Raw genomic sequence first — 22,546 nt, forward strand, 5'->3', positions numbered from 1 at the left:
ACAAAATTCAATGCCGCTCTATCGTTTATGAGAGCCCTTTATTTCTGAAAAAAAATCAACTTTGCCGGCCTTTTTGTTCCAGCAGCTCCGCCGCATAATCCAGCAGGCGTTCCGCCGCCTGCTCCTTCTCGCACTTTTCAATCTGCACGCTCCGCCCATCGGCAAAATATAGATGCAGGCAGTTTTCGTCGCTGGCAAAGCCGATATCCTGCCGGGAAATATCGTTGGCGGCAATCAGATCGAGGTTTTTCCGCCGCAGCTTATCCCGGGCATACCGCTCCAGCTCCGCGGATTCCGCCGCAAAGCCCACCAGCACCTGGCGCTCCTTGCGCGCTCCCAGCTCGGCCAGGATATCCTTTGTGCGAACCAGCTCCAGGGCAAAGTCCCCGCCCTTTTTCATCTTTCCCACCATGGGGGAAGCGGGCGTATAATCCGCAACAGCCGCCGCCTTTACTACCAGATCCATTTCGTCAAAGCGCCGGGTCACCTCCTGGAACATGTCCTCCGCGCTCTCCGCCGTGATGCGGTTCACTCCTTTTGGCGCCGGGAGACCTGTGATACCGCTCACCAGCGTCACCTCCGCGCCCCGCCGGGCCGCGGCCGCCGCAACGGCGTAGCCCATTTTTCCCGTGGAACGGTTGGTGAGATAGCGGACGTCGTCGATCCGCTCCCGGGTCGCCCCCGCCGTCACCAGCACCTTTTTGCCGGAGAAATCCCGCTTTTCTGAAAAATATGCCTCAATGGCCGCAAAAATCTCCTCCGGCTCCGCCATGCGCCCGTCCCCGACATCGCCGCAGGCCAGCAATCCCGCGCCGCCGAAGATCATGATGTTCCCCCGCTCCTCCAGCGTTTTCAGGTTGGCCTGGGTTGCCGGATGATGCAGCATGGCGGAATTCATCGCCGGCGCGAAAAGCACCGGGCATTTTGCCGCCAGGAGAAATGTGGAGAGATAGTCGTCGGCCAGGCCGCACGCCGCCTTGGCGAGGATATTGGCCGTCGCCGGGGCAACCACCGCCAGATCCGCCCATTTTCCCAATGCAACATGAGAGACTTCATAGGGAGTCTCTCGGGAAAATGTGTCGGTTATTACCGGATTTTTTGACAGTGTCTCAAAGGTCAGCGGCGCAATAAAACGGCAGGCGTTTTCCGTCATACATACGCGCACCTCGGCTCCCGCCTTTTTCAGAAGGCTCACCAGACCCGCCGCCTTATAGGCCGCGATGCCGCCGCTCACGCAGACGGCAATATGTTTATCCTTAATCATTGGTCTCGGTGGGGCGGATATAGGTTACCTTTTCCTCATAGACCTCTTTGACCGCCTCGGTCACGGGGTTGGGGTCGGGTTCCTCCGCCAGCGCCTGAGCGCCGTCTACCAGCTGCCGCGCCCGCTTAGCCACTTCCACCACCAGGGTATAGCGGCAGTCCACCTTTTCCAGAATTTTATCCAGCTCCGGTTCCAGCATTGTCATGGCTTACTGTTCCTCCTTGTTTCTGCGCATTTCGTGTTCCTTATTGATGATATCCACGATCTCCGCCGCCGCCCGCTCTACGGTATCGTTGACGACGACATAGTCGTATTGATTTTTAAACTTCATTTCGTAATAGGCCGTGGTAAACCGCTTTTTGATCTGCTCCTCGGTCTCGGTCTGGCGCCCGGTGAGCCGGCGCTCCAGCTCCTCCATGCTGGGCGGCATGATAAAGATGAGAAGGGCGTCCGCTACCTTGCGGCGCACCTCCAGCGCCCCCTGCACATCGATCTCCAGCACCACATCTTTGCCCTGGCGGCGCTTTTCATCCACGGCGAAAATCGGCGTGCCATAGTAATTGTCAAATACCGTGGCAAATTCCAAAAATTCGCCGTTGCGCAGCATGGACTTGAATTCCTGCCGCGTTTTGAAATAATAATGGACACCGTCTGTCTCTCCCGGCCGGGGCGGCCGCGTCGTGCAGGATACGCTCAGACAGATATCATCGTTATGATCCAAAATTTCCTTGATGACGGTTCCCTTTCCTGCGCCGGATGGTCCGGAAATAACTACTAAAAGTCCCTGTTCCAACATGCCGTTCCTCCGTTTCCCGCCCTATTCCAAAGAGGCGTCGTCGTTTTCCTTGCCTACCAGCCGGTGCGCCACGGTTTCCGGCTGCACCGCCGAGAGAATCACATGGTCGCTGTCCATTACAAGAACAGCCCGCGTCCTTCTTCCATAGGTTGCGTCGATGAGCGTCCCATTGGTCCGCGCATCTTGGATAATCCGCTTGATGGGGGCGGATTCCGGGCTGACAATGGCGATCAGCCGGCTGGCCGAAACGATGTTGCCAAACCCAATGTTGATCATTTTCATTTGGTCACCTCAAATTATTCGATGTTCTGCACCTGCTCGCGGATCTTCTCGACCTCGCTCTTTGCCCGCAAAACCGCTTTTGTTATGGTCACATCCGACGATTTGGAGCCGATGGTATTGCATTCCCGGTTCAGCTCCTGCACAAGAAAATCCAGGCTGCGTCCGCTGGCCTCGTCGGAAGCCAGTGTCTGGCGCAGCTGCACAAAATGACTGCGCAGGCGGACAATCTCCTCGGTGATGCTGGCCCGGTCGGTAAAATAGAGGATCTCCGCCTGGAACCGATTTTCATCGATCTCCGTGTTTTGCAGATATTCCTCCAGCTTCGCCCGGAGCTTTTCCTTATATTCCTCTGCCACGACAGGCTCCCGCGCCTCGATCTCATCCACAATCTGCGTGAGCAATTCGGCGCGCTCCAGAATATCGCCGCCGATGCGCTTTCCCTCGGCCTCCCGGGCCGCATTCAGGCGGTCCAGCGCCTCCTGCATGGCTTTGCCCAGCAGGGATTTCAGCAGTTCTTCGTCCTTTGCCTGCTCCTCAAAGGTGAGCACATCCGAAAGCGTCATCAGCCGGGAAAGGGTGAGATCATCCTTTACCTTCACATTTTCGCGGATGGTCCGTGCCGCCTCCAGATAGCCCCGCACCATCCCCAGATCCACCCGGATCTTCCGGTCGCTGTCCTTTGTGGAAGCGAAATTGACAAACACTTCCACCCGGCCCCGGGCCAGGTTCTTTTTGATGCGCTCCCGTGCGTCATCCTCCAAAAACAGCATAAACCGCGGCATGCGGATGTTCATATCCAAAAAGCGGTGGTTGACGCTTTTCATCTCCACGGTGATCTTGTAGCCTTGCTCCTCCGCCTCCGCGCGGCCGAAGCCTGTCATACTCTTCAAAACAGCTTCCTCGTTTCCTCCTGCATCCGGGCAGAACCCGGCTGCTTATATTTCCTCTCCGCGCTCCATAAAGCGCGGTCCTCTGCGATTATCCTTTTCCGCCCTACTCGCATCTGTTTTTTCAACCCGTGTGCTACGTTCCGGCGATTTTGCACTGTCTGCCCGGCGAAAATTTAAGGAATTTCCATTTCCCGTTTGTGCACTTTTCCCGCTGCCTTGGCACCCGTTTTGGCAATTTTCGTATAGCCAGTCGCGCCCGCCCGGCGAGGGCCATCGGAGATTCGCATTTTCCCCTTGTACACTTTTCCTCGCCGTCAGTGTACCTGTTTTGACGGTTTCTGCCTAACCAGTCATGCCCGCCCGGCGAGGGCCATTGGAGATTCTCATTCTCCCCTTGTACACTTTTCCTCGCCGCCTGGGCATCTGTTTTGACAATTATCGTCTAGCCAGTTATGCCCGCCCGGCGAGGGCCATCGGAGATTCGCATTTTCCCCTTGTACACTTTTCCCCGCCGTCTGTGCATCTGTTTTGGCAATTTTCATCTAGACAGTCATGCCCGCCCGGCGAGGGCTTCTTTTTATTATAGCATAAAGTACCCCGATGGCAAAGCCAATTTTGTAACTTTTTGGCCTGCTCCGGGCGGCTTCCTCTTTTCCGGCGGCTTCATTCCTCCAGCATAGCCAGAAATTCCTCCTGGGAAAGTACTGTCGTTCCCAAAGCGCGGGCCTTTTCCAGCTTGGAACCTGCCTTTTCCCCGGCGATGAGAATATCTGTGCTTTTTCCCACGCCCGACTGGATATTGCCGCCATGGCGGCGCACCAGCTCGGCGGCTTCGCTGCGCCCCATGCCCGCAAGCGTCCCGGTAATCACCACATTTTTCCCGGAGAACACACCCTCCCGCTTATGGAAGGGCTGGGGCTTCACGCCTCTCGCCGAGAGCTTTTCCAGCGTGGCTTCCACCTGCGGACTGGCAAAGAAATCCAGAATGCACTGAGCCACCACGTCCCCCACATCCCGGATGGCCACCAGGCTCTCAAAATCCGCCTTTTTCAGCGCCTCAAACGTTCCAAAAGTCTCCGCCAGGTCATGGGCCGTCTTTTTTCCCACATTGTTGATGCCCAGGGCAAAAATAAAGTTGGCCAGCTGGGGGGTCTTGCTTTTTTCAATGGCGGCCAGCACATTCGCCGCCTTCTTCTCCTTGAATCCCGGCAGGGAGAGCAGCATCTCCTTCGTCAGGTCATACAGCCCGCCCACATCCGCAATGTGAAGCTCCCGAAACAGCAGCTCCGCCGTCTTTTCCGAGAGAAATTCCAGATTCATGGCGTCCCGGGAGACAAAATGCACCAGCCGCGCCACCAGCTGGGGCTTGCAGGAAAGGGTGTTGGGGCAGAACAGGTTCGGCCCGATGGGTTCCAATCGGGCGCCGCAGGCCGGACATACCTCCGGCTTGGGCACCATGGGCAGATCCTCCCTCTCCTCCGCAGCGCCGAGGATCTCGGGGATCACGTCGTTGCTGCGCCGCACAAACACCCGGCAGCCCAGGCGCACCTTTTTGCGCAGGATATCCTCATAGTTGTTGAGGGTGGCCCGGCGCACAGTCGCGCCGCCGATCTCCACGCCTTCGAGAACCGCCGTGGGCGTCAGCTTGCCGGTGCGGCCCACATCCCAGAGCACATCCTCCACCACCGTCGTCACCTCTTCGGCCTCAAACTTATAGGCCACGGCCCAGCGGGGAAACTTCTGCGTATATCCCGCCTCTTCCCGGGAAGCAAAATCGTCGATCTTGATGACCATGCCGTCGATCAGGAAATCCAGCTTGTCCCGGTCCCGCTCTACCTGATCCAGATCGGCAAACAGGGCCTCCATAGAGGGATAGACCCGCTCAAAGGGGCTGACCTTGAACTTATTTTCCTTTAAAAACGCGATCATCTCCCGGTGATTCGCAAAATCCCGCCCCTCGATATAACCCACGTTATAGAAATAGGCGTCCAGGTGGCGCTGTTCCGTCACCTTTGTATCCAGGTTGCGCAGCGCACCGGCAGCCGCGTTGCGGGCATTTTTCAGCGGTTCCTTGGCAGTTTTGTTGTATTCTGCCAGCGTGGAGAGATGCATAATCCCCTCTCCCTGCACCTCCATGCGCCCCGAAAAGGGGATGGTCAGAGGCACAGAGCGGATGGTCTTGACCTGCTCCAGGATCTCCTCCCCCGTAGTTCCGTCGCCCCGGGTGGCGGCGCCCACAAGCCGCCCGCCCTCATAGGTCAGGTTGAGGGTCAGACCGTCGAACTTGTATTCCAGCGTATAAAGCTGGCCGGGACGCACCAGCTTTTTCAGCCGCGTTTCCCATTCCAGCAGCTCCTCTTTGGTTTTAGCCTTATCCAAGCTGTAGAGAGGGGCCAGATGCGTATGCTTGGTGAAGCCCTCCAGCACCGCGCCGCCCACCCGCTGGGTGGGGGAATTTTCCAAAACCACGCCGGTTTCCTTTTCCATCACCAGCAGCCTGTCGTATAAAACGTCGTATTCTTTGTCGCTGACTGTGGGATTATCCAGCACATAGTATTGATAGGCATATTCGTTGAGCTGGTTCACCAGCGCGCGCATCTCTTCCATGGGAAAACCTTTCCTTTCGCTTTTTGCGTTAGTTTCTGCATTTTTTATCCAGTTATGCGGCAAACCGCGGTCTGCGCCGCGGTTTTGCGTGTTCCTGGGGATTTGCGTTGCTCACTCCACAATTTTCAGCGGAGCAAAGGAGAGGAACATCTTGCGTTCCCCATCCGGGAACTTGATAGAGGCCACCCTCTGCGTTCCCTCGCCAGAGATCGAAAGAATCGCCCCCCGGCCAAACTTGGTGTGCTCCACCTCCATACCCACGGCAAAGGACGCCGAATCTGCCTTGACCTGGGGCTTGAACTCGATCTGCGGCTTGAAAACCACGGTTTGCTTGGGTTCCTTCGCCCGGCGCACCGGCGCGGGCGCCGCCAGAATATCCAGCATCCCCTCGGGAATATCATCCAGAAACCGGGACGGATGGTTCTCGTTGGAGCCGGAATACAGATTGCGGCTGGCGCAGTTGGTGAGATAGAGAAGCTGCTTTGCCCGGGTGATGCCCACATAGCAGAGCCGCCTCTCTTCATCCACCTTATCCTCGGCAATGGACCGGCGGGAGGGGAACACATTTTCCTCCATGCCCACCAGGAATACCGTATCGAATTCCAGTCCCTTGGCGCTGTGCAGCGTCATCAGCGTGACGCTGCCTTCCTCTGCCGTAGTGTCCATATCCGAAATGAGGGAGATAGAGGCCAGAAAATCCGCCAGCGTCGCCTCAGGATTTTGCTTTTCAAAGGTATAGGCCGAATTGATCAGCTCTTCAATATTCTCAATCTTTGTCTCTGCCTCGGTGCTGTCCTGCAAAAGCAGCATCTCCCGGTATCCCGAAGCGTTGAACACCACCTCCATCTGTTCGCCCAGGCTCTTTCCTTCCGACATCTCCCGAATATCCCGAAAGACCTGGATGCACCCGGAGAATTTTCCGGAGGCGCCGCTGCCGATAAATTCCTCGGCATATTCCATGGCGTCGATGAGAGACATGCCCCGCTCCTGGGCATAATTGCGCAGCTTTTCGATGGAGATTTCCCCGATGCCCCGTTTGGGGGTGTTGACAATGCGCAGAAAGGCCGTATCCGCCTGCTCGTTTTCCAAAACAGTCAGATAGGCCACCATATCCTTGATTTCCTTGCGCTCATAGAAACTCTGCCCGCCATAGACCTGATAGGGAATGCCATAGGTGCGCAGCTTTTCTTCCAGCACACGGGACTGGGTATGCATCCGGTAAAGCACGGAAATATCCGCATAGGACTTGCCTTCCCGAACCAGCCTGTCGATCTCCTTGGCAACGAATTCCGCCTCGGCATACTCGTTGGGAGCGGTATATACCCGGGGCTTGGGCCCTTCCTTCCGGGCAGACCAGAGCGTCTTTCCCTTTCTCTCCCGCGCCTTGGAAATCACGGCATTGGCCGCATCCAGAATCCGTTCATGGGAGCGGTAGTTCTGCTCCAGCTTGATGACGGTTGTATCCTGATAATCCTTTTCAAAGTCCAGGATATTGCGGATATCCGCCCCCCGCCAGGCATAGATGCTCTGGTCGTCGTCGCCCACGACAAAGATATTGCCGTGCTTTTCGCTCAAAATTTTCACCAGGGCATACTGCACACTGTTGGTATCCTGGTATTCGTCCACCAGAACATATTCGTATTTATTCGTATAATAGCTGCGGGTTTTGGGGTCCTCTTCCAGAACGCGGAGCATATTCAGGAGAAGATCGTCAAAATCCATGGCATTTTCGGCCCGCAGCCGCTCGGTATAGGCGTGGTATACGGCCTTCATATCCTCGCTGTATCCCTCGCAGACATCCTCAATATAGTTCTCCGGTGCCTCCTTGGCGCAGGCGTTCTTTGCCGCGCTGATGACGCTCATGCAGCGCCCCGGCGTGAGGATATTGCTTTCCAGCTGTTTATCCGATAAAATCCGCTTTAAAACTGTTTTGCAGTCGGCGCTGTCATAGATGGTGAAATTCCGGTCATAGCCGATTTTATCCGCGTCATAACGCAGAAACCGGGCGCACATGGAATGGAACGTGGAGATCATGATGTCTCCGGCGGCCGCGCCGGTGAGCTTTTCAATCCGCTCTCGCATCTCCCGCGCGGCTTTGTTGGTAAACGTAATAGCCAGAATTGAGGCCGGGGAAACTCCTTTTTCCTTTATGAGATAGGCCACCCGGTTGGTGAGGACGCTGGTTTTCCCCGATCCGGCGCCCGCCAGCACCAACACCGGCCCTTTTGTCGTGGTTACGGCTTTTCTTTGCACATCACTCAGAAAATCCAGATTCATCATGCTGCTTTTTTAACTCCTTCACGCGTTTACTTATTGTCTTCCCCATCTTCCAAGCGCGCAAGTACCATTCTATAACCGCCGCTGCCATAATTCAAGCATTTGTTGACCCGGCTGACCGTCGCCGTGGAGGCCCCGGTTACCTCGGAAATATGGCCGCAGGTATATTTTTTATGGAGCATACCGGCGACTTTCAGCCGCTGGGCCGCCGCATCCAGCTCGGAAATGGTATATAGATCTTCAAAGAACGCCTGGCATTCCTCTTCATTTTTCAAGGAAAGAATGGCGCGATAGAGCTTTTGATAGTCCTTTTTATTTCCCTTTTCCATATATGTCGCTCCTCTTTAAAACAGTGCAGGATCGCTTCCCGCGCAAACGGAAACCCCCTTGCCGCTTTTCTTTTGGAAACACAAAAAATCTATTTCCATTTTATCATAGGAAAACGCCTTTCGCAATTCTTCCCGGCAAAAGAATTTATCCTGTTAAAATGCGAATACCCTCAAAAAAAAATGGATTTGTCGCCAAATCCATTCCGTTTAGAAATCATCATTCCCCTGCCGGCGGTTCCTGCAGGGACAGGGCAGAGGCCGAAACCTCATAGGCAACCCGGCGGATCCTCTCCCCGCTTTCCAGGAGCTTTTCATATTCCCGGCTCTGGATGCGCCCTTCCACCCGGATCTTCTGCCCCACCGGAAGATTTTTCGCCATCCGGGCGTTGCGCCCCCAGGCAATGGTGGGGATATAGTCGGATTTGTTATAGGAGCGGTTCACGGCCACCAGCATATCCGTGATTTCCCGGCCAAAGGGCGTCGTCCGGTAAATGGGCGGCTTGCATAAAAATCCCGTCATCTCCATCCGGTTCAGGCAATCTCCCTCCGGAAAACCATAGATTTCCTTGGCAAATATCTTGAGCTCCAGGCGGCTGCTTCCTTCAATGATCCGGTTATAGGAGCGAAGCTGCCCCCGCAGCCCGATCCGCGCACCTTTACTCAGCCCGGCCTGCGCCAGCAGCCTTTCCGGAAGGATAACGGGAAGCACATCCACATGCCCGCTCAGCCGCGGGACCTCCAGGGGAAAGATAAAAAAGGATTCCCCATAGATGCTGTGGCTTGGTTTTGGCTCTTCCAGGACCTTCCCGGATAATTCTGCCTGATTGGTTTCATTTGTTATCATATTGGCCTCCGTAGCTCAGGAATTTCTATTCGCCTTCTTTTGTGGTCTGCGCGTCTTTGGCATCCGGGGAGCGCAGGGAATCCTCCGTCTCCCTGGCCCGTTGTATCCCGTTGATATCCACAATATAATTTTCCTGCATCGCCATCTCGCTGAGGGGCGTAAAGCTGTATCCCAGCTCTTTTAGCTGGTCGATGACTGCCGCCAGAGCCTCGGGCGTATCTTTCACATTATTCTGGAACAGCACGATGGCGCCGGGCTTGCAGTTGGAAACCACCTGTTTTGTGATGGCCTCCGCCCCCTCTCCTTTCCAGTCCTTGGAGTCAATGCTCCAGCGGACGGGAATCAGCCCCTCTTTGCGCAGGGCGGCATAGACCTCCTCGCTGCATGCGCCATAGGGTGGGCGGATAAAGGGAGTGTCCGTCCCGGCTTCCAGCTTCAGGAAGGACCGGGCAGCCTGAGCGTCCCTGGCAATCGCGTCTGCTTCCATCTCGTTATATCTCTCATGGGTCATGGAATGGCTGATGATATCATGCCCTTCCTCCCGGATGGCCCGGAGCAGCTCGTCATTTTCCTGCCCCCAAGCGCCCATGACGGCAAAGGTGGCGCGCACGCCTTTATCTTTGAGCACCTGGAGAATTGCCTCGGTCTGATCCTCGCCAAAGGCCGTGTCAAAGGTCAGGCAGATTTCCTTTTTATCCGTGTCCACACTGCAGACCGCCGTTCCTTCTCCCGATGAACTGAAGGTTTGCGTGTCCCCGCCGATTGCCACTTTGGTATATACCGCCGCGCCTGTAAGCAACAACACAAACACCAGCACCCGAACGAGCACTTTCTTTTTCAAAACAAAAACACGCATCGCCGCACCGCCTCAATACAAAGAATCTATGCTATATGTACGATAAAAATCCCCGGTTTATGTCCGTAGGCCCGGCGAAAAAAATATCTGTTGCCAAATAAGCAATTTTCTCTTGTGTCCATACCATGAAGAGCATATAATAGACTGCGTATGAACAATACCCGGATATAAAGTTTTCTGCGCCGCCGGCATAAAAGAAACACTGCGGTATATTTTACACAGTTTATGTTTCGCCGCGGTTAAAAATCCGAGAAGGGAGAAGGCCATGCAGCCACAGCTATCGAATTCCTGCTGCTTTTCGGGCCACCGGCCGGATAAGCTTCCCCCGGAGCAAAGTCCGGAGGGGCAGCAGCTCCGTGCCCTGCTCCGGGAAATGGTGTGCTCAAAGCTCCGGGAAGGCTGCACGCATTTTTACTGCGGCATGGCCCGGGGCGCGGATATCTGGTTCGCCGAGACAGTTCTCGCGCTGGCCATGGAACAGCCGTCCCTGGGCATCCGCCTCTATCCCATGGTGCCTTTCCCCGGGCAGGAGGGGAAACCGGGAACCGCCTATTATTCCCGCTATCACGCCATTCTGCGGCAGTCCGAACCGCCGCGGTATTTTTCTGCCGGATACTCCCTCTCCAGTTACCATATGCGAAACAGGGCAATGGTGGACGCCTGCGGCCATTTTCTTTCTATTTTCGACGGAAGCCCGGGCGGAACGCAGAAAACCTATGCGTATGCCGTGCAGAAACAGAGGAAGCGGCTGGTATATGATCCGAAAACCCGGCGGCTGTATTCCTGGCCCCACAAGGAGTCCATCGCATCCATTCTTAATATATTTCCTTTATAGGAAGTCCGCATATCCGCATTTTGAAACATGACAAGGGGATGATTATTTTGAAACCAGAAAAAGAAAAACCCATGACGCGCAAACGGGATCTCCGGCTGGATATCATCCGGTGCATCGCCGCATTCAGTGTGATTTCCGTTCATTTCCTCTCCCACATCCAATACTATGAAGCCAGCATGGAGGGCGGGCGGATGTTCCTCATGACGCTGATGCGCACGGCTTTTATGGTCTGCGTACCTCTCTTTCTGATGCTGACCGGCTATCTCATGCACCAGAAGCAGCTTAAAAAGGGATATTATAAGGGAATTTTGAAAACCCTGGGAATCTATATCCTGGCCGCGCTGGCCTATCAGGTTTCCCTCTCCCTTTTCTCCGGCGCACCGGTCTCCCTGCGAAAATATCTCCTTCAGATTTTGGGATTCGGCGGATATGGCTGGTATATTGAAATGTATATCGGGTTATTTCTTCTGATCCCCTTTCTCAACGCCATGTGGCGGGGGCTTAAGGGGCAGAAGCAGAAAATGCTTTTGATAGTCACTCTCCTGGCCCTGACTACGCTGCCCAGCCTTTTCAATATCTATGACTGGCATACTCCCGGATTCTGGCAGCTTCCCAGCAGCGCTTCCTCCTTTCAGCGCATTGTGCCCGCCTGGTGGCTTCTTCTCTATCCGCTCACCTATTATTTCATCGGCGCCTATCTTCAGGAATATGGGCTGAAGCTCCGCGCCTGGCAGACGGCTTTGGCCCTTGCCGCCTGCATTGCCGCCTTTGGGGCTTTCCAATTCTATCGCAGCACCCCCGGCCCATTCCAGGTTACGCTGGCAACCGATTGGGGCGGTTTTCCGATTCTGATCGAAAGCGTTTTGCTGTTCCATCTCCTTCTTCAGATAAAAACCACGCGCATCCCCCGTTTTTTCCAGCTCTTATTCACCAAAATATCCGAGCTGTCCCTGGGGATCTATCTTGTCTCCATTATCTTTGACAACATTTTCTATCCCCGCCTCGCTGCCGCAGTTTCCAGCGTGCCGCTGCGCCTGAATTACTATCCGGTGATCGTCCCGCTGGTATTTATCTGCTCCGCGCTGTTTTCCCAGCTTCTCCTTTGGATACAAAAAGCCATTGCCTGGCCCTTCCGCAGAATTCCCTGGAAAAAAGTCACAGCCCATCTGCAGATCAAGGGCGAATCCGCTCTATAAACTCATCTAAAAAACAGCTGGAATCCCGGCTGTTTTTGTTTCCCCTTTTTATCTGAAACCTCTTTTTTAGAAAATATGTTTCTGCCTTGGCGACGCTTTTACAGGTTCCAAACACTTATATCTGGGAAATTCATCCAATTATGATATTAAATAGTTATCTTTACAATATCTTATAAGTATTTTTTCGTAATTTTATAGATAGAATACAGATAAAATTTTGTATAAGGATGTGGGTTCCATGAGCAAAAAGCACGCCCTTTTGATTCGCATTGATTCCATGGTCATGCAGAAATTCGGGTATATCGCCCAATATCACGGCCGGTCAAAAAACAAGGAAATTGAAGTCATGATGCGCAGCGTTATCGACAGCTTCGAATATAAAAACGGCCCGATCCAGCCGGCTGATATCGCTGCGTCTTCCCAAAACGCCAAAAACCCCGGATAGAAAATTTTTTTGCACTCACCATCAGGATATCCGACAATAGCCCTTATATCCATAAATAAACGCGCGGCGAAGGGGACCCGATGAGCAGATCCCCTTTTAGTTTTTGTTCTTCCGTCCAACCTATGAGTATTTTTATTTTATCATCCTTTTGTTCTGCTGGGAGTGCGGGTAAAGTTGCCTTTTCCTGCTGCGCTGCAAGGCATCCTGGTTTTCTTCTGCGGAAAGCCGGCCATTCCCCCTGCCCTTCGCCGGCTTCTTGCTATCGGCGCACTGCCGCTCCCATACCCTGGAGCCCCTTCCCTTTCCTATAAAATCAAAAACAGCGCGGCCGAAAACCGCACTGTTTTACTGTTTTTTCTTTTTGTCCGCCCAAAGGAACCGTCAATCCGCCTTTGCCTTCAAAGCTTCCTTCACCTTGGCGAAATCCGAGAGGATCTCTTCCTCCGGCTCCTTGGTGAGCAGGGAAACCACCACAATCACGATGCAGGAAACCAGGAATGCCGGCAACAGTTCATAGATATCAAACGCGCCGCCCAGAGGCCGGACCAGCAGGTTCCAGATAAACACCGTAGCCGCGCCCGAGAGCATTCCGGCGATGGCGCCCGCCCGCGTCGTCCGCTTCCAGAAGAGCGAGAACAGTAGCAACGGCCCAAAGGTCGCGCCGAAGCCGGCCCAGGCAAAGGATACAATGGTGAAGATCACGCTGTTTTCATCCAGCGCAATGATGATCCCGATGGCCGCAACCACCAGAAGCGTGATGCGCGAAATGATCATGACCTGTTTATCCGTGGCATCCTTCTTGAAGATCCCCTGGAAGATATTTTTGGAAACGGCAGATGCCGCGATCAGCAAATACGAATCCGAAGAGCTGATGGTCGCCGCCAATATGCCCGCCATAGCGATGCCTGCGATGAGGGGCGGCAGAAGGTTGGTGGAAATTACGATGAAAATATTTTCCGCCGTGCTGGAGGTCAGAAGCTCGGTGGGATAGATCACCCGGCCGACCAGGCCCAGGAATACCGCCACTCCGAGGGAAATCACACACCATACCGTCGCAATCCGGCGGGACTTTTTCAATTCGCTGGATTTGCGGATAGCCATAAACCGGAGCAGAACCTGGGGAACGCCGAAATAGCCAAGGCCCCAGGAGAGGGTGGATACCACCTTCAAAAAGCCATATTCTCCCGCCGCACCGAATACCGGAGCCCCGGCCTGAACGATCTGCACGCCCTCCGCCGTCGTCTGCGGATTGGCGATGCCGAAGAATTCAAAGAACCCGGGAATGCTTTTGATGTTGTTCATCACCGCATCCAGGCCGCCCGCCGCAGAAACCGCCACAATGAGCACTCCGCTCAGGGCAAGAATCATGACAATGGCCTGCATGAAATCCGAAGCACTCTCCGCCAGAAACCCGCCGAGGAAGGTATAAATGATAACAAAGAGAGCGCCCGCAATCATCATGGCCTGATAGGGCATTCCAAACAGGGTGCTGAAGAGCTTGCCGCAGGTGACAAAACAGCTCCCGGCATAGACCGTGAAGAATACCAGAATGAAAATGGCCGCAATCATCATGATGACCTTTTTCTTCTCCCGGAAGCGGTTAGAGAAGAAATCCGGAATCGTGATGGCATCCCCGGCTATCACAGAATACTGCCGCAGCCGCCGCGCCACGATCAGCCAGTTGATATACGTTCCAATCGCCAGACCGGCCGCCGTCCAGAGAGCATCCGCCAGGCCGCACCAATAGGCCACGCCCGGCAGGCCCATCAGAAGCCAGCCGCTCATATCCGATGCCTCGGCGCTCATGGCCGCCACCCAGGGACCCAGGCCGCGCCCGCCAATAAAGAAGTTTTCGGAATTTTTGTTAGCCCGTTTCATATAATACAGGCCGATGCCGATGACCGCCAGAATATAGACGACCATGGCGATAAAGATTTGCAGCGTTTTTCCGTCCATGTTTCCTCCCGCAGAAAAAAGCAAAAGGAATCCCTTCCCCGCCCATCTGCATTTTTATAATTTCGAATGATCTTTTTTATTATAGTAAAATATGGCGGCCAGCGCAAGGAAAAAATACACTTTTCCCCGGTATTTCGAGAAAAAACAGCTATTTTTGCCGTAAATCTTCCCCGAAACCATATTTTCGTGTTTTTGCTGTTCTCCCCTTTCCCGCTTCGCTTTCCATTTCCGGCAGGCCGGGCATATATCATTATCAATCATTCTTTCCCGTATGCCATGGGGAGCTGCCAAATCATTTTCCGTTTGTTTTCATCTGCTGCCGGGCAGAATATCCGCCGAAGCCATTGGCGAAATGCGAAACAACAGCCCAGGGCGACAATCTTCTATATTCCGTTTGGGTCCGGCAGAATATTCCCGGCATAGAAAAACAGGCGCCGGTTTTCCATACGCCTGTTTTTCTATCAGCGGCTTTCGCCTATTGCTTCAAAAGCTCTTCCACGATTCTGCGGATAACCGCCGGGTTGCCCTGGCCGCCCGCCGCGCCCATGGTCTGTCCGATGAGGGCCTGCATCGCCTGCACCTTTCCGGAGCGATAGCTCTCCACGGTTTTGGGGTTTCTCGCCAGGACGCTCTCCGCCAGCGGCCGGAGCACACTCTCGTCACTGATCTGCCAGAGGTTTTGTTCCTCTGCCAGTGCCGCTGGATCGCCGTCCCGCTCCCAGAGCTGGGCGAACAGCTTCTTGCCGGTGGCGTTGTTGATGCGCCCTTCCGCCAAAAGATCCGCCAGCTTTGCCAGGTGTTCCGGCGCGATGGGGATTTGCGTTTCCCCCGCCCCCAGCAGACGGAAGCCTTCCGAAAGGATGAGATGCGCCAGGGTTCGGGCGTCCTTCGTCTGTTTCGCCGCCGCCTCAAAGGCATCTGCAATTTCCCGCTCGCTCACCAGGTTTTCCGCATCCGCGGCTTTCAGCCCGTATTGCTCCATATACGCTGCTTTCCGCTCATCCGGCAGGCGGGGAATGGTCTTTTTCACCTGTTCCACATATTCTTCCGAAAGCTCGATGGGAACCAGGTCCGGATCGGGGAAATAGCGGTAATCGTCCGCGTCCTCCTTGGAGCGCATGGAATAGGTTTTCCCAGTCTTTTCGTCAAACCGGCGTGTCTCCTGCACGATGCTTTCCCCAGCCTCCAGCGCCTCCACCTGGCGGCGGAATTCATAGGCAATGGCCTTGCCGATGAACTGGAAGGAATTCAGGTTCTTCATCTCCGTCCGGGTGCCGAACTCCGCCGCGCCTTTTTTGCGCACGGACAGATTCACGTCGCACCGCAGCGACCCCTCCTGCATTTTGCCGTCGGAAACGCCGGTATACACGAGAATCGAGCGGAGCTTTTTCAGATAGGCGTCCACCTCGTCTGCGCTCCGGAGATCCGGCTCGGAGACGATCTCGATCAGGGGCACACCGCAGCGGTTATAGTCGCAGAGCGTTCCGCCATCCGGCTGATGCACCAGCTTTCCCGCATCCTCCTCGATATGGATGCGGGTGATGCCGATGCGCTTTTTCCCGCCGCACTCGATTTCCAAATAGCCCTGCGAGCAAAGGGGCAGGTCGTATTGGGAAATCTGATAGGCCTTGGGCAGATCGGGATAAAAATAATTCTTCCGATCCTCCTTGGAAAAAGGGGCGATCCGGCAATGGGTGGCCAGGCCGGCCTTCACGGCATATTCCACCACTTTTTCGTTCAGGACGGGCAGCGTCCCCGGCATGCCCATGCAGACCGGGCAGCATTGGGTGTTGGGCGCGGCGCCGAAAGCCGTGGAGCAGCTGCAGAATATTTTCGTCTCTGTTTTCAGCTCGGCATGGACTTCCAGCCCAATCACCATCTCATAATTCGGTTTCATATTGCGGCCTCCTTTTCCAAAACGTATGCAGCGCGGAGAATTTCCGCCTCGCTGAAGGGTTTTCCGATGAGCTGCGCACCCACGGGCAGCCCGGCCCCGTCGGTTCCGCAGGGCAGGGAGACGGCCGGAAGCCCGGCAATGTTGACGGGAACGGTATAGGCGTCGCCCATATACATGGTCAGCGGATCGTCGATCTTCTCCCCGATTTTATAGGCCGCTGTGGGGGCGACGGGCGACAGGATCAGGTCGTTTTCCGAAAGAATCCGGTCAAAATCCCGCTTCACCAGTGTCCGCACCTGCATGGCCTTTTTATAATAGGCATCGTAGTAACCCGCGCTCAATACGAAGGACCCCAGAAGAATGCGCCGCTTGACTTCTCTTCCAAAGCCCTCGCTGCGGCTCTTATCATACAGCTCGTTTATATTTTCATAGCCCTCCGCCCGGAAGCCATATTTGACACCGTCAAACCGGGCCAGGTTGGAGGAAGCCTCCGCGCAGGAGATGACATAATAGGCGGCAAGGGCGTGCTCCAGGCTGGGCATCGAGGTTTCAACGATCTCCGCCCCCTGTCCCTCCAGCTTTTTCGCCGCCGCCAGCACGGCTTCCTTCACCTCCGGATGCAGCCCCTCGCCAAAATATTCTTTGGGAAGGGCGACGCGCATGCCCCGGATCTCCCGCCCAATCTGCGCGCCAAAATCGCTGTATTCCCGTTTGACCGAAGTGGCGTCTTTGGGATCGTGTCCGGCAATGGCATTTAATAGGAGCGCCCCATCCCGGACGTCCCGGGTGAGCGTCCCGATCTGGTCAAGGGAAGAGGCAAAGGCGATCAGCCCGAACCGGGAAACCACGCCATAGGTGGGTTTCAAACCCACCACGCCGCAGAAAGCCGCCGGCTGGCGGATGGAGCCTCCGGTATCCGAGCCCAGGGCAAAGGCGGCTTCCCCCGCCGCCACCGCCGCCGCGCTGCCGCCCGAGCTTCCGCCGGGCACCCGGGAAAGATCCCGGGGGTTATGAGTAATCTGATAAAAGGAATTCTCCGTGGAGGAACCCATGGCAAATTCGTCCATATTCAGCTTTCCCAGCATGGCAATACCCGAAAGTTTCCCCATAACCGTGGCGTCATAGGGCGGAACGAAGTTTTCCAGCATGCGGGAAGCGCAGGTGGTGCGCACATTCTTAGTACAGATATTGTCCTTGATGGCGCCGGGAATGCCATCCAGCGGGGAAAGGGCTTCTCCCCTTCCGCGGCGTTTATCCGCCGCATCCGCCTGGGCCAGAGCCGTTTTTGGGGTTATTGTGAGATAGGCTCGGATATCCTTTTCCCTTTCCTCAATCGCCGTCAGATAGGCCTCCGTGGCCTCCCGGGAGGAAAGCTCCCCCGCTTCCATGGCGGCTTTCAATGCGGTCGCCGTCATTTTGCAAATCTCTTTCATTCTGCTTTCCTCCTTTATTCCACGACCCGGGGGACATAGATATATCCTTCCCGCGCCTCCGGCGCATTCTCCAGCAGCTCTTCCCGGCTGTATGCGCATGGGTGAACCACATCCTCCCGGAACACGTTTTTCAGGGGGACGACATGGGCGGTTTCCGGGACGCCCTCGGTGTTCACTCCGCCCAATTCATCAAAAAAGCCAATCACTGCCTCCAGCTCGCCCCGCATCCGCTCCTTTTCCTCGGGAGCCAACGTCAGCCGGGAGAGCTTTGCCACATGCTCTACATCGATCTGCGCCGTTTTTTTCTGCGCTTTGGGCGTTGCTCCGCCGGCCGCAGCGGCCGCGTCATCCAGCGAGATATGCAGAAGCTCCAGCTGCTCTGCATCGACGCTGTCCGGCGCGCCGGTTAAGGGGCAGGAGGCGTCCTTGAGTTTGGGGAAAGCCGTCACATCCCGCAGAGAAGCCGCTCCCACCATCTGCATTACCAGGCGGTCCAGGCCAAAGGCAAACCCGCCGTGAGGCGGCGTTCCAAAGGAGAAAGCGTCCACCATGAAGCCAAACCGTTCCCGAATACGCTCCTCGCTCATGCCCAGCGCTTCAAACATCCTTTTCTGCACATCCTTCTGATAGATCCGCATGCTGCCGCTGCCCAGCTCAATACCGTTTAAAACCACGTCATATGCCTGGGCCCGCACCCGGCCGGGATCGCTTTGCAGATAGGGGAGATCCTCGGGATAGGGCATGGTGAAGGGATGGTGTGTCGCGATATAGCGGCCCTCCTCTTCGGAATATTCAAATTGGGGGAAATCCGTGACGAACAGGAAGCGATAATCGCCCTCCTTTCGCAGATTCAGCATTTCCGCCAGATCCAGCCGCAGGCCCCCCAGCGTTCGCCGGACAGCGGCGAGCTTATCCGCGCAGAACAGAAGAAAGTCCCCCGGCCCCGCCCCGGCCTTTTTCAAAAGAGCGTCCATATCCTCTTTTGAAAAATATTTGGTTAAAACCGAATACAGCTCCCCGTCCGGGCGGATGGCGATCCAGGCCATGCCCTTGGCGCCATAGGAAAAGGCTTTTTTCGTCAATTCTTCGATCTGCGTCCGGGTAAAATCCGCCTTGCCCGGCACGCAGATGGCCCGCACGGCGCCGCCGGCCTCCGCCACCTTGGAGAACACGGAAAAGCCGCACTCCTTCGCAATTTCTGTCACATCCACGATGGGAAGCCCAAAGCGCAGGTCCGGCTTATCCGAGCCATAGGTATCCATGGCTTCCTGCCAGGTGAGGCGCGGGAAGGGTTCGGAAAACTCCCGGCCCAGAACCTCCCGGAACACATGGCGGAACAGCTTTTCCAGATGGACGAGGATATCCTCCTGCTCCACAAAGGAAAGCTCCATATCCACCTGGGTAAACTCCGGCTGGCGGTCGGCCCGCAGATCCTCATCCCGGAAGCACCGGGCCACCTGGTAGTATTTATCGACGCCGCCCACCATCAGAAGCTGCTTGAAAATCTGGGGCGACTGGGGCAGGGCGAAAAACTTCCCGGGATGCACCCGGCTGGGAACGAGATAGTCCCGGGCCCCTTCGGGCGTGCTCTTGGTGAGCATCGGGGTCTCCACCGAAATAAACCCCTCCCCATCCAGATATTCCTCCACCACCCGCTGGACTTTATGCCGGAACCGCAGATTCTCCAGCATAACTGGGCGGCGCAGATCCAGGAAACGGTATTTCAGCCGCAGTTCCTCCCGGACCGGCAGTTCATTTTCCACGGGAAACGGCAGGGCTTCGGCTTCGGACAGCACCACAAGCCTTTCCGCCCGCAGCTCTACGGTTCCCGTGGGCAGCTTGGGGTTATATGTCTCTTCCTCCCGGATGTACATTTTTCCGCTGACCGAAACGACGCTCTCGCTGCGCAGATGCTCCGCCTGGGCGAACATCTCCTCCGGCAGGACCGCCGCATTGCAGACCACCTGCAAAATCCCCTCCCTGTCCCGGAGATCCAGGAAAATCACGCCGCCCATGTCCCGCCGGGTCTGTACCCAGCCCATGGCCGTGACCTGTTTGCCAACATCCTCTTCACCGAACAGCCCGCAATATTTTGTCCGCTGCATGGCCCTTCCTCCTTTTCTTAAAAATAGAAATAAAAAAGCCCTTCGTCCCTCGCTGGGACGAAAAGCTGCGCTCTCCGCGGTGCCACCCACATCCGGCCGAAAAACGGCCCTCTCTTTTCCCACGGCTTCCCATGGGACGCGGCTTTCACGCTCCGCCTGCGTCCGCGCCTACTCGCTTTGCCTTTGGGCGCGGCAGCTCCGGGATGTTCTTCCTCCAAAGATCCGCGCCGGCTTTTCACCATCCGCCGGCTCTCTTGGGCTTGCTCTTTGGGCTACTCTTCCCTTCCCCGCCTTTGTTTGCTTTTTTACTATTATATGCAATTTTGCAGGATTGTCAATATATTTCCTGCAAAAATTTATTTATTTTTCTTTATTCCGCTTTTAGTATATCGCGTATTATCAATTTTATTCTGCATCATATCCGGATTTCTTCTCCATTTTCGGTTTCTGCCGGCTCTTCTTGAAAATGAAAAATTTGCTCGCGATATAATTCACAATGATAACCAGAATGTTAGACAGGATCTTCACCAGCATGTCGTTCATACGGAGGATTTCAATGCCCAGCCACAGCACCCCCATATCCAGCCCCAGGGACAGCAGGCGGCATCCGAAAAAGGAGCCCATCTCCCGCAGCAGCACCTTCGCTTCCCGAGATCTGCATTCAAATACCCAGATTTTGTTGGTGACATAGGCAAACAGCACGGAGAGAATCCAGGCCGTCACATTGCTGGCATATTCCCCCACACCCAGAAACCGCGTCATGGCATAATAGACGACGATGTTCACCAATGTGGTGCATCCGCCGAAAAACACATATAATATAATTTCCCTGTATTTCCGGAAAAGTTCTCTCATCTCTCATTCCTCCCTGCCATTCTGCCGGTTTCCAGCGCCGTTCCCCGCCTATGCAGCCCGGGAAAGGGGAGCTGGGATAGAAGTATGGCGGCAAACACCAGCCCAAAACCCAGCAAAAGCTGCGGTGTCGCCTGTTCTCCATAAAACACCACCGAGAACAGAGCGCCGAACACGCTTTCCAGGCTCAAAATCAGAGAAGCCGCCGCCGGATGGGTGTATTTCTGCCCAACATTCTGCAAAAGCAGCCCCAATGCCGTAGCCACAAACCCCAGAAACGCCATACCGCCTAAGGCGGACGGCGGAATCTGCACCGGGAATCTCTCTGTCAAAAGCCCAGTGACCCAGGAAAGAGCTGCCGCTGCCGCAAATTGCAGAATGGTCAGCACAATCACGTCCTGTCCCCGGCTCAGCCGGGCCACACTCACCACATGCACTGCAAAAAATACACCGCTCACCAGTGTAAGCGCGTCGCCCCGGCCAATGGCAAGCCCGCTGTCCAGCGAGATCACCCCAATGCCCGCCACGCCCAGCACAGCCGCCGCCACCGCCTTGCCCTCCGGGCGGGATTGATCCACGATTCCATAGAGAAAGGGCACAAGAATGCAGTAGATCGCTGTCAGAAAAGCACTCTTTCCGGGCGTGGTATCCATGATGCCCACGGTCTGGATATAATACCCCAGGAACAGGAAAGTTCCCAAAAGGGCGCCCCGCCAGAGCAGTGCTTTATCGATTTTCCGCAGGCGCTTTGCAAATACCGCCGCCAGAGCCAGGCAGCCCAGGCTGAAGCGAATGGCCAAAAGATAGGCCGGCGGGAACACATCCGTGGAGGTTTTCACCACCAAAAAGCCGCCGCCCCAAATGACCGCCGTCAAAAAGAGCGCCGCCGTTGCCCATCCCCGCCGCTTTGCCTGTTGTTCCATCTTCTGTCTCTTCTTTCATTCTGTCGTTTCCCTGCCCGTCCGTTTCGGTTTTATTTTCTGTTCGCTTGGAAACAGTTCCGCATTCTCTTTCGGGGACGCAGGCATTTTTTATTTTTTTGCCGCTGTTCGGCCCTGCATTCCTTCCATTTGCCCATGCATCGTCTTTTCTCAAAACGCCGGGAGTTCCATTATCCCAAAGCCACATCCCTCCAGCAAAAGTCTCGTTCTGCACCGCTCGCTGTCTTTCCTTTGCGGCGGAAGCTGTTTTGTTGGGGCCTTGCCTTTCTAATAGGGAAATTTTTTCACGCAACCAATCCCTTTCCCTTGCACCGGGAATTCTTCCTCTTATTTTGCCAGAATTCTTTCCTCCCAATGAGGAAGATTGTTCCCGGGCCGTCTATATTATCTTGTGCCGACAGGATTGCCCGCCCGCACATACCGTCATGGTCATGCCCACCCGGCAAGGGGGGATTGTTCCGTGACCCTCCAGACTTTTTTGTGCCGGAGGGACTTCCTTCCTGCACATACTGCCATGGTCGTGCCTGCCCGGCTAGGGCTTCCCCGTTTCGGGAATACACCCTTCTTTCCTTTACACGCCAGCATTCGCAGTCCCCGCCAAACAAGTCACGCCCGCCCGGCGAGGGCTGCGTTCATTATACCAGGTCTTTGCCGCGCATCGTGCGGCTATGGTAGCCGTCAATGAACGCCCAGGCTTCGGGAGGGCTTTGCCCTTCCGTTTATGCCGTGCGTTCATTATAC

At 55.4% G+C, this 22,546-nt stretch carries 19 protein-coding genes and 1 pseudogene; 3 read left to right on the forward strand and 17 right to left on the reverse strand.

The annotated features are described in order from the left end of the window. Window positions 1-55: 55 nt before the first annotated feature. The 10 genes from coaBC to H8693_RS03775 form a co-directional block, all read right to left on the reverse strand. Window positions 56-1,264 (reverse strand): bifunctional phosphopantothenoylcysteine decarboxylase/phosphopantothenate--cysteine ligase CoaBC, encoded by a 1,209-nt coding sequence (gene coaBC / locus H8693_RS03730; RefSeq protein ID WP_249279834.1) that lies wholly within the window; start codon window positions 1,262-1,264, stop codon window positions 56-58. Beyond that, a complete protein-coding gene (gene rpoZ / locus H8693_RS03735) occupies window positions 1,257-1,469 on the reverse strand; it encodes a DNA-directed RNA polymerase subunit omega (RefSeq protein ID WP_249279835.1) in 213 nt (70 codons plus the stop codon). Before rpoZ ends, coaBC begins: the two co-directional genes overlap by 8 nt. A gap of 3 nt (window positions 1,470-1,472) precedes the next feature. Continuing rightward, window positions 1,473-2,060 (reverse strand): guanylate kinase, encoded by a 588-nt coding sequence (gene gmk / locus H8693_RS03740; protein ID WP_178620748.1) that lies wholly within the window; start codon window positions 2,058-2,060, stop codon window positions 1,473-1,475. 21 nt (window positions 2,061-2,081) lie between these two features. Continuing rightward, a complete protein-coding gene (gene remA / locus H8693_RS03745; protein ID WP_178620746.1) occupies window positions 2,082-2,342 on the reverse strand; it encodes an extracellular matrix/biofilm regulator RemA in 261 nt (86 codons plus the stop codon). Between the two features lie 14 nt (window positions 2,343-2,356). Continuing rightward, window positions 2,357-3,223 (reverse strand): YicC/YloC family endoribonuclease, encoded by an 867-nt coding sequence (locus H8693_RS03750; protein WP_249280111.1) that lies wholly within the window; start codon window positions 3,221-3,223, stop codon window positions 2,357-2,359. Between the two features lie 672 nt (window positions 3,224-3,895). Then, window positions 3,896-5,839 (reverse strand): NAD-dependent DNA ligase LigA, encoded by a 1,944-nt coding sequence (gene ligA / locus H8693_RS03755; RefSeq protein ID WP_249279836.1) that lies wholly within the window; start codon window positions 5,837-5,839, stop codon window positions 3,896-3,898. Window positions 5,840-5,950: 111 nt separating this feature from the next. Further along, entirely contained in the window at window positions 5,951-8,119 is a 2,169-nt protein-coding gene (locus H8693_RS03760; protein WP_249279837.1) for an ATP-dependent helicase, read from the reverse strand. A gap of 26 nt (window positions 8,120-8,145) precedes the next feature. Continuing rightward, the gene (locus H8693_RS03765) at window positions 8,146-8,445 is read right to left on the reverse strand and encodes a YerC/YecD family TrpR-related protein (protein WP_178620738.1); all 300 of its coding nucleotides are present in this window, start codon (window positions 8,443-8,445) and stop codon (window positions 8,146-8,148) included. Between the two features lie 217 nt (window positions 8,446-8,662). Then, window positions 8,663-9,289, reverse strand: coding sequence for a single-stranded DNA-binding protein (locus H8693_RS03770; RefSeq protein ID WP_249279838.1), 627 nt, complete (start codon window positions 9,287-9,289; stop codon window positions 8,663-8,665). A gap of 25 nt (window positions 9,290-9,314) precedes the next feature. Beyond that, window positions 9,315-10,145, reverse strand: a complete 831-nt coding sequence (locus H8693_RS03775; protein ID WP_249279839.1) for a polysaccharide deacetylase family protein — start codon at window positions 10,143-10,145, stop codon at window positions 9,315-9,317. 265 nt (window positions 10,146-10,410) lie between these two features. Here H8693_RS03775 and H8693_RS03780 point away from each other — a divergent pair, with 265 nt between their 5' ends. The 3 genes from H8693_RS03780 to H8693_RS03790 all read left to right on the forward strand — a co-directional run bounded on the left by H8693_RS03780 (window position 10,411) and on the right by H8693_RS03790 (window position 12,621). After that, complete coding sequence (locus H8693_RS03780) at window positions 10,411-10,980, forward strand: SLOG family protein (protein ID WP_249279840.1); 570 nt, start codon at window positions 10,411-10,413, stop codon at window positions 10,978-10,980. A gap of 47 nt (window positions 10,981-11,027) precedes the next feature. Further along, a complete protein-coding gene (locus H8693_RS03785) occupies window positions 11,028-12,176 on the forward strand; it encodes an acyltransferase (protein ID WP_249279841.1) in 1,149 nt (382 codons plus the stop codon). Between the two features lie 238 nt (window positions 12,177-12,414). Continuing rightward, window positions 12,415-12,621 (forward strand): hypothetical protein, encoded by a 207-nt coding sequence (locus tag H8693_RS03790; RefSeq protein ID WP_249279842.1) that lies wholly within the window; start codon window positions 12,415-12,417, stop codon window positions 12,619-12,621. A 381-nt stretch (window positions 12,622-13,002) separates the two neighbouring features. On the opposite strand, the gene putP is transcribed toward H8693_RS03790, so the two are convergent. From putP to H8693_RS03820, 7 genes and pseudogenes are all read right to left on the reverse strand, one after another. Next, the gene (gene putP, locus H8693_RS03795) at window positions 13,003-14,577 is read right to left on the reverse strand and encodes a sodium/proline symporter PutP (RefSeq protein WP_178621970.1); all 1,575 of its coding nucleotides are present in this window, start codon (window positions 14,575-14,577) and stop codon (window positions 13,003-13,005) included. A gap of 475 nt (window positions 14,578-15,052) precedes the next feature. Next, window positions 15,053-16,474, reverse strand: coding sequence for an Asp-tRNA(Asn)/Glu-tRNA(Gln) amidotransferase subunit GatB (gatB, locus tag H8693_RS03800; protein WP_249279843.1), 1,422 nt, complete (start codon window positions 16,472-16,474; stop codon window positions 15,053-15,055). After that, window positions 16,471-17,907 carry an Asp-tRNA(Asn)/Glu-tRNA(Gln) amidotransferase subunit GatA gene (gene gatA / locus H8693_RS03805; protein ID WP_249279844.1) on the reverse strand — a complete coding sequence of 479 codons (1,437 nt, stop codon included), beginning with the start codon at window positions 17,905-17,907 and terminating at the stop codon, window positions 16,471-16,473. Before gatA ends, gatB begins: the two co-directional genes overlap by 4 nt. Before the next feature lie 14 nt (window positions 17,908-17,921). Then, window positions 17,922-18,281, reverse strand: coding sequence for an Asp-tRNA(Asn)/Glu-tRNA(Gln) amidotransferase subunit GatC (gatC, locus tag H8693_RS10785; RefSeq protein ID WP_407926343.1), 360 nt, complete (start codon window positions 18,279-18,281; stop codon window positions 17,922-17,924). Continuing rightward, window positions 18,258-20,012, reverse strand: a pseudogene (gene aspS, locus H8693_RS03810) (aspartate--tRNA ligase); the annotation flags it as partial. The gene gatC and the pseudogene aspS, both read right to left, overlap by 24 nt. A 405-nt stretch (window positions 20,013-20,417) precedes the next feature. Continuing rightward, complete coding sequence (locus H8693_RS03815) at window positions 20,418-20,867, reverse strand: GtrA family protein (RefSeq protein ID WP_249279846.1); 450 nt, start codon at window positions 20,865-20,867, stop codon at window positions 20,418-20,420. Beyond that, window positions 20,864-21,787, reverse strand: coding sequence for a DMT family transporter (locus tag H8693_RS03820; RefSeq protein WP_249279847.1), 924 nt, complete (start codon window positions 21,785-21,787; stop codon window positions 20,864-20,866). Before H8693_RS03820 ends, H8693_RS03815 begins: the two co-directional genes overlap by 4 nt. Window positions 21,788-22,546: the final 759 nt, after the last annotated feature.

This window comes from Guopingia tenuis (genome assembly GCF_014384805.1).
GTDB classification, from domain to species: Bacteria; Bacillota; Clostridia; order Christensenellales; family Christensenellaceae; genus Guopingia; species Guopingia tenuis.

What these genes read in the sequence shown, in the direction of transcription:
- H8693_RS03770 (WP_249279838.1), bottom strand. Translation starts at nt 9,289, where the DNA reads ATGATAACAAATGAAACCAATCAGGCAGAATTATCCGGGAAGGTCCTG.
- H8693_RS03775 (WP_249279839.1), bottom strand. Translation starts at nt 10,145, where the DNA reads ATGCGTGTTTTTGTTTTGAAAAAGAAAGTGCTCGTTCGGGTGCTGGTG.
- putP (WP_178621970.1), bottom strand. Translation starts at nt 14,577, where the DNA reads ATGGACGGAAAAACGCTGCAAATCTTTATCGCCATGGTCGTCTATATT.
- H8693_RS03820 (WP_249279847.1), bottom strand. Translation starts at nt 21,787, where the DNA reads ATGGAACAACAGGCAAAGCGGCGGGGATGGGCAACGGCGGCGCTCTTT.
- gmk (WP_178620748.1), bottom strand. Translation starts at nt 2,060, where the DNA reads ATGTTGGAACAGGGACTTTTAGTAGTTATTTCCGGACCATCCGGCGCA.
- H8693_RS03780 (WP_249279840.1), top strand. Translation starts at nt 10,411, where the DNA reads ATGCAGCCACAGCTATCGAATTCCTGCTGCTTTTCGGGCCACCGGCCG.
- coaBC (WP_249279834.1), bottom strand. Translation starts at nt 1,264, where the DNA reads ATGATTAAGGATAAACATATTGCCGTCTGCGTGAGCGGCGGCATCGCG.
- H8693_RS03815 (WP_249279846.1), bottom strand. Translation starts at nt 20,867, where the DNA reads ATGAGAGAACTTTTCCGGAAATACAGGGAAATTATATTATATGTGTTT.
- gatB (WP_249279843.1), bottom strand. Translation starts at nt 16,474, where the DNA reads ATGAAACCGAATTATGAGATGGTGATTGGGCTGGAAGTCCATGCCGAG.
- H8693_RS03750 (WP_249280111.1), bottom strand. Translation starts at nt 3,223, where the DNA reads ATGACAGGCTTCGGCCGCGCGGAGGCGGAGGAGCAAGGCTACAAGATC.
- H8693_RS03760 (WP_249279837.1), bottom strand. Translation starts at nt 8,119, where the DNA reads ATGATGAATCTGGATTTTCTGAGTGATGTGCAAAGAAAAGCCGTAACC.
- rpoZ (WP_249279835.1), bottom strand. Translation starts at nt 1,469, where the DNA reads ATGACAATGCTGGAACCGGAGCTGGATAAAATTCTGGAAAAGGTGGAC.
- H8693_RS03765 (WP_178620738.1), bottom strand. Translation starts at nt 8,445, where the DNA reads ATGGAAAAGGGAAATAAAAAGGACTATCAAAAGCTCTATCGCGCCATT.
- ligA (WP_249279836.1), bottom strand. Translation starts at nt 5,839, where the DNA reads ATGGAAGAGATGCGCGCGCTGGTGAACCAGCTCAACGAATATGCCTAT.
- gatA (WP_249279844.1), bottom strand. Translation starts at nt 17,907, where the DNA reads ATGAAAGAGATTTGCAAAATGACGGCGACCGCATTGAAAGCCGCCATG.
- remA (WP_178620746.1), bottom strand. Translation starts at nt 2,342, where the DNA reads ATGAAAATGATCAACATTGGGTTTGGCAACATCGTTTCGGCCAGCCGG.
- H8693_RS03790 (WP_249279842.1), top strand. Translation starts at nt 12,415, where the DNA reads ATGAGCAAAAAGCACGCCCTTTTGATTCGCATTGATTCCATGGTCATG.